The 9,127-nt window shown below is 49.9% G+C and carries 9 protein-coding genes and 1 pseudogene; 8 read left to right on the top strand and 2 right to left on the bottom strand.

What is annotated here, in order from left to right; genetic code table 11:
- Positions 1-212 precede the first annotated feature (212 nt).
- Positions 213-1,762: pseudogene (locus tag HW447_RS18465) on the bottom strand (relaxase/mobilization nuclease domain-containing protein).
- Complete coding sequence (gene mobC / locus HW447_RS17515) at positions 1,749-1,931, bottom strand: plasmid mobilization relaxosome protein MobC (RefSeq protein ID WP_330589253.1); 183 nt, start codon at positions 1,929-1,931, stop codon at positions 1,749-1,751. Before mobC ends, HW447_RS18465 begins: the two are co-directional and overlap by 14 nt.
- Positions 1,932-2,095: 164 nt before the next feature.
- Here mobC and HW447_RS17510 point away from each other — a divergent pair, with 164 nt between their 5' ends.
- From HW447_RS17510 to HW447_RS17475, 8 genes are all read left to right on the top strand, one after another.
- Positions 2,096-3,589, top strand: coding sequence for a ParB/RepB/Spo0J family partition protein (locus tag HW447_RS17510; RefSeq protein WP_243176342.1), 1,494 nt, complete (start codon positions 2,096-2,098; stop codon positions 3,587-3,589).
- A 321-nt stretch (positions 3,590-3,910) separates the two neighbouring features.
- Positions 3,911-4,255: a DUF7768 domain-containing protein gene (locus HW447_RS17505; protein WP_117962331.1), complete on the top strand. Its 345-nt coding sequence runs from the start codon at positions 3,911-3,913 to the stop codon at positions 4,253-4,255.
- Complete coding sequence (locus HW447_RS17500) at positions 4,248-5,333, top strand: DNA cytosine methyltransferase (RefSeq protein ID WP_176256309.1); 1,086 nt, start codon at positions 4,248-4,250, stop codon at positions 5,331-5,333. The genes HW447_RS17505 and HW447_RS17500 overlap by 8 nt, the downstream gene beginning before the upstream one ends.
- 3 nt (positions 5,334-5,336) lie before the next feature.
- Positions 5,337-6,050, top strand: a complete 714-nt coding sequence (locus HW447_RS17495; protein WP_176256308.1) for an antirestriction protein ArdA — start codon at positions 5,337-5,339, stop codon at positions 6,048-6,050.
- Positions 6,051-6,064: 14 nt separating this feature from the next.
- Positions 6,065-7,108 (top strand): hypothetical protein, encoded by a 1,044-nt coding sequence (locus tag HW447_RS17490; protein ID WP_176256307.1) that lies wholly within the window; start codon positions 6,065-6,067, stop codon positions 7,106-7,108.
- 46 nt (positions 7,109-7,154) lie between these two features.
- Positions 7,155-7,925, top strand: coding sequence for a DUF6674 family protein (locus tag HW447_RS17485; RefSeq protein ID WP_176256311.1), 771 nt, complete (start codon positions 7,155-7,157; stop codon positions 7,923-7,925).
- 92 nt (positions 7,926-8,017) lie between these two features.
- On the top strand, positions 8,018-8,488 hold the full coding sequence (locus tag HW447_RS17480) for a PcfB family protein (RefSeq protein WP_176256306.1): 471 nt from the start codon (positions 8,018-8,020) through the stop codon (positions 8,486-8,488).
- The coding region (locus HW447_RS17475; RefSeq protein ID WP_176256305.1) for a type IV secretory system conjugative DNA transfer family protein at positions 8,485-9,127 on the top strand (643 nt) is incomplete at its 3' end. The genes HW447_RS17480 and HW447_RS17475, both read left to right, overlap by 4 nt.

The raw sequence follows: 9,127 nt of genomic DNA, 5'->3' as shown, positions 1-9,127 counted from the left end.
CTGTCATTTCAACTCTGTGAACCGGTTTCTTTTGTCTTGCCATAGTAAAAAGCCCTCCTAATGATATTTATTTTATCATAGAAGGACCTTATCGTAGTTAATTTTACAGAAAAAGTTTCACATTCTCGAAGAGTTTTCATAAGATCTTCTTTCAGTGTTTGAGTATCACTTTCGTACTGAGTGATCCAGAGATCAGCTTTGTTTTGTGATTTTTATCGTTCATATTCTTTGGTTTTTGATTTCTCAGTCTTCGGAATTTGCATCTGAAGAATTGCATCAACGTTCTGATCTGCAGTATCCAGATTCTTTAACTTTTTTCCTAAAGCGTTCAATGATTCTTTTTCTGAAATGATTTGTTGTTGAAGCTTTTCTTTTTGTGATTTAAGTGTTTTTATATTTGTCATTTTTCCATCAGGATAGAAAGATTTCAACCAATCTCTGGCCTCTTCGTATGCCTGGATTTCATTAGTATGTTCCTTTCGGTACTTCCCTTTGTTCTTAGATTTTAAAAACTGAGAATAGCTTTCTTTGTTTGCATAGTACTGTCCGGTGTAATGAATTTGACTGTTGAGTGTCTTCCTATCGGATATATGCTGTGTAAGTTCCGTCTGTAATTCTGTTAGTCTCTGTCGTGATGCAAGAAGCGAATTTTTCAGTTCTGCCTGTGTGTCAAAGCCATGTTCTTGAACATAGATGATGGTATTTGCCATTTCCTGCAAGTTAGAAATCTTAACACGATGTGCATATCCGGGACTTTGCATGGCTTTCACATTGTTTTGCAGATCAACCACTAACCGTAAATGTGATTTGATATAAAGAATCTGAATCGGATCTTTTCGTAAGAAAGACTGTTCCAGATAATCTTTCCCATATCGTGTACCAAGAGCTTTTTCAGTAATTCTTTTGTCACGATTCGGATGAAGATAGCGGTATCGGTCTCTTTCATCAATTACAGAAATTCCGTATTTTTCCAAAAGATGAGATTGGAATTCTTCAAAGTTTTTAGAAAGAGAGGCGCATTCTTCAATCGCATTTCGGAGATCTTGCTTCTATGTTTGGAATATAGTAGTAGTCGGCTTGAATCCATCAGCAATGATTTTTTTATTAGTCTCTTCCAATTTTTTCTGTCCAGACTTCTGAGCCATATATTCAGCCTGTGCAATTTTTGTCTCTGCTGGTGAAAGCAGATTAATCTGATGAAGACCTTCATGGATACACATATCCATCACTTCCCGTTTAAAATAATTTAGAAATTTGTCGGTGGAACGGTGCTTATATCCGGCTTCATGATCGTGAGGCTGTGACATATAAGATTCTCTTTTGGTATCAAATTTGCAAATACTGTTTATTACAATGTGTGTATGAATATTTCCAGATTCATTATGACCATCGGTATGAGTAACAACGAGAGCCTGATGTCCTGAAAATACTTGGCAAGTGTCAAGCAGAGCTCTTGGATATGTTGTCCAGTTAAACCACATTCGGTCTTATCTGCCGGATCAAAGCTGATGATATAATGGTGGCTTTTGATTTCAGTGCGAGTATGGTTTTTATGGAATTTAGAATTGATGATCTCACATTCTTTATCAAAAGACATAGGTTCGCAGTTAATTCCATCCATGTAAAATTCAGTTCTGAGAATGCTTCTCCCAAAGTCATCCGTTATCTTTTTTTCAGTTTTCTCATCGTGTTGAAATAGCAGATAATCAATTGCTTTTGAGTAATTCGCATTTCTACTTTTAATGTGTTTAAGCACTGCCATGAAAGTCACCTGCCATTTTTAATACCTGCTTACGTAATAAGAAAAGATCCGAGATACATTGGTGAATTTCATTTTCAATTGCGCGGGATCTGTCCCCTCCGGTATTAAAATATTTTGCAATCTGATTTAGGTTAGAACCGATCTTTGCAACAGTGTACAAAGGGAACATGATAAAAAACTTAATAATGGACTGCCGATCTTACACATGATACCGCCCTATCGAGACTATGGGCGGTATTTTTGTGTCCAGGCAGGGAAAGGAGGAACCATGCGACCGGGTCTGATGAAACATCAGGCCCATTTTTTATACCCAAAACAGGAGGTACTTTGTACATGGCAGATGATAAGAACATAAAAACCCCGGATATTCCGGCAGCAGATACCGGGCCGGGAACCGGACAGCCGCAGGCTTCCAAAGCTGAACCGGAAAAACAGGAGCCAAAGGCCGCACCATTCCCGGAGGCAGACAAGAAACCGGAACCAGAAGCGGCTGCCCCTAATGTATCTGTTTATAACTTCTCTGAAATTATGAAAGGGAAAAAGGCGGAGGAACGGGCGGCTCATACCCCGGAAAAATCCAGCCCGGCACCACCAGAGAAAGGAACAGTTAAGGAAACAGAAAAACCGGCGGTTCCCGGGAAATCTGAGAAAGCCCCCACGAAAGAAGTTCCAAAGGCTGACATTCCCAGCAAGGCTGAAAAAACAGCCGAAAAACAGGAACCGCCCAAACGCCGGGGCCGTCCTCCAAAGGAAACAGCTTCTAAGGAAACGGCTCCGAAAAAGGAACCCGTTCAGAAAACCGGGAAAGCTCCCGCCCCGAAGAAAGCGGAAAAAGAATCCGAAGTGAAACAGGAACCGCCGAAAAAAGAGGTTTCTAAGGGATCTGTTCCTGCCGCACCTCCGGAAAAAACAGCTGGAAAGGCACCGGAAAAGCCCAAAGGGGCACCCCACCGGGGAAAGGAACAGATCGTCTATATCAAGCTGGACGACCTCCACGCCTTCAAAAACCATCCCTTTGAGGTAAGGGATGATGAAGAAATGCGGGCTATGGTTTCCAGCGTCAAGGACAAGGGCGTTACCCAGCCTGCTATCGTGCGTCCCCGGGAGGATGGCGGCTATGAGATTGTTTTCGGCCACCGCCGCCAGAAAGCCAGCGAGCTTGCTGGATATGCGGATATGCCTTGTATCGTCCGTAACCTGACGGATGATGAAGCCATTACCCAGATGGTGGAGGACAACTTAAACCAGCGGGAAGAAATCCTCCCCAGTGAGCGGGCGAAGGCATTGAAAATGCAGCTTGAGGCAATCAAACACCAGGGCTCCCGCACTTCGGGCCAGATTGACCCGAAGGACGCTGGGAAACGCTCCAACGAGATTGTGGCCGAGCGGAACAAGATGGCAGTCAAGCAGGTTCAGCGGTATATCCGCCTCAATGAACTGGTGCCGGATCTGATGAAGCTGATGGACGAGAAAAAGCTGGGATTTACCACAGCGGTAGAGCTTTCCTATATCAGCAAGAAGAACCAGAACTATATTGCGGTGGCCGTAGACAGCCAGCAGTCCTCCCCGTCGCAGGCACAGGCCAAACGCATGAGGGAGCTGGACGAAAAGAAGCTGTTAAACGGCGACGTGATCGACGGCATTATGATGGAGGATAAAAAGGAGGTAGACAAAGTGATTTTGACAGGTGCAGAACTGGGGAAATATTTCGGAAAGGAAACCACCCCGAGGGAAATGAAAGACCAGATCATCAAGCTCCTTGACGACTGGAAAGGCCAACAGAAGGCACAGGAAAAACCAGATAAAAAAGCCGAGAAAGAAAAGTAAGGAAGGCTTCGGGCCACACTGGCCCGAGGTCAAGACCCTGTGGGGCTCTGCCCCACGCCCCGAAGCTCTGGAGATATAAAATGTTATTCCCCGTCGCCAGTTATCCCTTAGCATAGCCGGGAAAATCAGTCAAGGGCATACGCCGCCGGAGGCGGTGCCATACGGCACCCTTGACGGATTTCTCCCGGTTATGCTTTTACACAGTCAAGCGACGGGGATATAAATTCTCCAGAGCCGTCCCACTTTCCGGGGAAAGGGGCGGAGGGGAAAGGCGAACCTTGCTGATACCCATTTTATATAAGAAGAAACGGAGGTTACTTAATGAAACGACCCTTAGCATATCTGACTGCCGCATGGAGCGGACAGCCGGAAATCGACATGGAACTGGCGGCGGGCTACTGCCGTCTTGCTTATGAGGCGGGATTTTCTCCCATCTGTCCGCTGATCTACCTTCCGCTGTTTTTAGACGATGGCGTACCCGAGGAACACAAAGCCGGGATTGACATGGCCCGGGATATGCTCCGCCGTTCCCATACGCTGATCGTCTGCGGGGAAACAGTGGATGAAGATGTGAAAAACGATATTGCCGTTGCCGGACGGCTTGGCATTGCGGCAACGACTTTAGAGGGAGTCCTGGCAGTAAAAGGACATGGCAGAAATGCCTGACATTAAGCTGGGAAGTCTGTTTGACGGGATCGGGGTCTTTCCCCTTGCTGCCTCCCGGTGCGGAATCCGCCCGGTGTGGGCCAGCGAGATTGAGAAAGCCCCGATTTCCATTACCAGACGGCACTTCCCGGAAATGGAGCACCTGGGGGACATTACAAAGATTGACGGCGGGAAGATTGAACCCGTCCATGTGATCACTTTCGGCTCCCCCTGCCAGAACCTTTCCCTGATCGGCAACCGCTCCGGCCTTGCCGGGGCAAAATCCAGCCTGTTCTATCAGGCGTTTCGTATCATACAGGAAATGAGGGATGCCACTGACCACTTATATCCAGTTATCATTGTTTGGGAAAACGTCATGGGAGCGTTTTCTACAAATGACCGGATGGATTTTAGAGCCGTCCTATCCGCTTTCGCAGACACCGAAGTTCCAATGCCTCCTACGGGAAGATGGGCAGGAGCCGGAATGGTGCGAGGGGGCTCGCCTGACGTGTGCTGGCGGCTCATGGACGCCCAGTATTGGGCAGGAACCCGCAGGCTGGCAAGAAGGCAGCGGATTTTCGTCGTGGCAGATTTTGGAGGCCGGCGTGCCGCAGACATATTATTTAAGCCCCGTCCAGTGCTCCCACTTCCTCCGCCTTGCAGAGAGGGCCGGGACGCCGCCGCCAAAGGAGATCGAACAGCTTCTTTTGAAACAGGGCGGCCATTACCCATCGTCCACCCCTTTCAGTGCTTCCGTATGCGGGGAGCTTCCAAAAGGCAGGAAAAAGAAGCCTTCCGAAACAGCTTCGGATTACCAACTGACCCTTTTCCCACTTTGTTAGCCAGTGACGTGACGCCATTCTCTTTCTGGTACGAGGGCGACCCGGGCGGCGGCTGTGTGCGTTTTTTAACGGAAACCGAAAGTGAGCGTCTGATGGGACTGCCGGAGGGCTGGACGAAATACGGGGCAGACGGCGAGGAAATCCGTTCTTCCTTCCGCTACCGGGCACTGGGAAACGCAATCGCCCTCCCTTGTGCCGATTACATCATGGGCGGGATTTATGAAGTGCTGGCAGGCCAGACCGGAAAGGAGGGATAGCCCATGTTTGAAGCCTATCTTACAAACATCGCCCTTTATCCGCTTATGGGGATCGAGGTAGGGACGGTGCTGAAATTTCCCGCCACCACGCAGGAGGTACAGGACACCCTTGCCAAAATCGGAATTGACGGGAAACGCTATACCGAGGTTTTTATTACCAGCTTTGACAGTGACGTGCTGGGGCTCTATGACTATCTGAATGAATATGAAAGCATTGACGAACTGAATGAGCTGGCACACACCCTCTTGGAAGTACAGGCACAGGGCGGATTGGAGGCTTTTGAAGCCGCCCTTGTTCTTGGAAAACATACCGGGAGTGTGAAAGACCTGATAAACCTGGCACAGAACCTTGACCTTTACCGCTTTTACCCGGAGATTGACGGGGATGAAGCACTGGGGCTGATGTATGCGGAGGAACTGCATACCATTGAAATCCCGGAACATATACGGAATTATTTTGATTACGAAGCATACGGGCGGGATATGCGGCTCAATGAGGGCGGCGTGTTTGCTCCAGGTGGATATGTGGCGGCTGATCCAGGCACCTTCCGGGAGTATTACCGGGGAACTGCCGACATACCGCCAGAGCACCGGATTTTTGCCTATCCGGAAAAAGCCCGTTCCGTCCCTTCCATTCTTGACACACTGAAACAGTTCCAGAAATCCCCGCCTGCACCCCATAAGGAAAAGACGGGGATTTCCCATGAGGAACGGTAACGCTTCGGGCCATCATGGCCCGAGGTACAAAGGAGGTGGAACCGATCAACTATTATCCCATCAATGAAGCTGCCGCCCGCCGGGCAAAGGAAATGAACAGCTTCTACGATTACAAAGAAGGCAGTGCCACAGAAGAATACCGGGACATGGTAGACAAGGCCGCCGCTCTGGCAGAACGCCAGAAAGCCCGGGTTGACCCCATGTACCATGAAAAAATCGACCGTCTGCTGGATACCTATGCCAGAAAGCTGGCCGAAAACATGAACCATGGCTATACCATTGATGCAAGGGTTCCTTCTGTGATGATTGCGGGGCCTGCAAATTTCCCGGTTGGGAAAAAGGAAAAGCAGAACCAGGCCCGGCACAGCAACATGGAGGAATGGCGGCATATCCAGGGGCTTTTAGAAAAAATCCAGAGTACGGGCATGGGCGGGATCAGTGCCGATGACCCGGCAGCCATTGAGAAGTTGCAGAAAAAGCTGGACGGACTGGAACGCTCCCAGCTCATTATGAAAGAAGTCAATGCCTACTACCGGAAACACAAAACGCTGGACGGCTGTGCCCTCCTTTCCCCGGAACAGATTGAGCAGTTGAAATCTGCCATGGCTTCCAGTTACAGAAGCAGCCCGAAGCCCTTTGAAAGCTACCAGCTTACCAACAATAACGCAGAAATCCGGCGGGTAAAGGAGCGGATGGAACAGCTTTCCAGACAGGCAGAACGGGAATTTTCCGGCTGGGACTTTGACGGCGGCCATGTGGAAATGAACCGGGAGGACAACCGCTTACAGGTCTTTTTTGACGGAAAGCCGGATGCGGACACCCGGGCCGAATTAAAGGGGAACGGTTTCCGCTGGGCTCCCAGTGTAGGGGCATGGCAGAGACAGCTTACTGACAACGCCATCCGGGCGGCGGACCGCCTGGACTGTATCAAACCGCTGTCCGGCGAAAAACCCTCCCAGCTTCAGAAAAAGCCGTCTATCTTGAAGGCCATGCAGGAACATGAAACAGAGCCCCACCGGGAAACAAATGCCCCGGCAAAAAAACAGCCGGAACGCTGACACTTCGGGCCATGATGGCCCGAAGCCCTGAAAGGAGGGATACACCATCAGCAGATCCAAAGGAAAACGGCTGGCAGAACAAAAGGAGGTCCGGGAGCTTCTGGCCGTCCTGAAAGAAAACAACTATTCCAGTGCCAAAGACCTCTTAGCAGCCATCCGCCATGTGGAGGAACTGGAAAACCAGCTTGCCGGGGCTGTAAAACAGCTATCGGTCATGCAGGAGGAAGTACAGAACTTGCAGAAGTCCCCGTTAAAATCAGCTCTGCAAGCCTCTATCCATACACTGGAAGAAAAAGCCGCCTCTTTAAAAGAACAGATTTCCGCTTTGAAGGAATCCATTCTTACCGGATGCAGACAGGCGCTTTCCGAAGTCCGGGAGCATGGGATTTCCGCCCTTGACAACCTGTCCCGCTTTTTCCATCTGCGGCAGGGCTTTGAAGGAGTCCGGGACACCATACAGGAGGCCATTCAGACCGATACCCGGGCCATAGTAAAAATCGAAGCCATGGCGGCACAGTACCATGAAGCCGGAAAACATCTGAAAAATGCCGGACGGGCGCTTGCCGGAAAGGAGGCAGTAACAGAGGCAAAGCCCATAGGAAAGGCCGCAAAAATCATTGCCGCCCCGTTCCGGGCAGACCGGGCCTGTCTGACAGCTATGAAAGGAACCGTTGAAAAGGCTCTTTCAGGTCTGGAACGGCTGGAACAGTCGGCTCCTAAAAAGCCGTCTATCCTGAAAGCCATGCGGGAACAGTCTGAAAAGATACAGGCGGAACCGGCAAAAACGGAGCCCTCCGCCAAACGTACCGAGCGGTAGACCTCGGGCCATGATGGCCCGGGGTTTTCCGCCTCAAACAAACCAGCGGGGGCCTCCCGTAAGAAAGGGAGCCCTGACGGAAAGGAGGTTGTATGCAGGAAGAAGTAAACCAAAAGACCGTTGCCCTCTCCATACGGGCGGCGAAGCTGTCGGGAAAGGTTCTGGCGTCTGCCTTTCAAAAGATACTGGGGGATGTGAAGAAGCGCCGCCAAAGGTCACTGACCCCGCAGGGCCGCCAGAGCGTAAAAAAGCTGATGAACCACTATGGTGGCAAAAGCTCCATGCCCTATGTGGGAGCCCCAAAGGAGTTTGACCGTATCGCCAGAGAGTTCCACGTGGACTATGCCTTTCACAAAGTAAGTCCCGGACACTACCTGTTATTTTTCAAGGCAAACCAGGCGGACGCTGTGACAGCGGCATTTCAGAAATACAGCGACAAGGTACTGAACAAAAACAAAGACCATGCTTCTATCCTCGGGCAGCTCCGCCATTTTACGGAGCAGATACAGAAAAAGCCAAAGGAGAAACAGCATACCAGAGAGGCGGTGAAAGAAGGACGTTGAGTGACCAGTTAAAAAAATATCTGCTCCCGAACCTCCCGTATCTCTTTGTGTTCTGGTTCTTTTCCAAAGTGGGAACCGCTTACCGGACCGCCCCGGGGAATGTATTTGCAGAAAAGCTCATGGGGATGTTCTCCACCTTTCCAAAGGCCTTTGAGAACTACTGGCCGGGGCTTGGAGGCCTGGATTTAGCGGTCGGGCTTTTGGGGGCTGCGGGAATGTACCTTCTGGTACAGTCCAAAATCAAAAACGCAAAAAAATTCCGGCGGGATGCGGAGTACGGCACCGCCCGCTGGGGAACAAAGGAGGATATAAAGCCGTTTGCGGACCCGAAATTCCAGAACAATGTCATTTTAACCGGGACGGAATTTCTTACCATGAATACCCGCCCGAAGAATCCGGCCAACGCCCGGAACCTAAATGCCTGCGTGATCGGCTCGTCCGGTTCGGGAAAAACAAGGTTCTGGCTCACGCCCCAGCTCCTTCAGGCCCATTCCTCGTATGTGTGCGTAGACCCAAAAGGCGGCACCCTCGACCAGTGCGGCCGCTTTTTACAGAGACAGGGCTATAAGGTGCGGGTATTCAACAGCATAGATTTTTCAAGATCCATGCACTATAATCCGTTTGCCTATGCGCGACACG

The sequence above is a fragment of the Enterocloster alcoholdehydrogenati genome (assembly GCF_013282095.1).
Lineage (GTDB): Bacteria > Bacillota > Clostridia > Lachnospirales > Lachnospiraceae > Enterocloster > Enterocloster alcoholdehydrogenati.
Note: the sequence above shows the minus strand (reverse complement) of the source record. Positions and strands in the feature narration are given on the sequence as shown.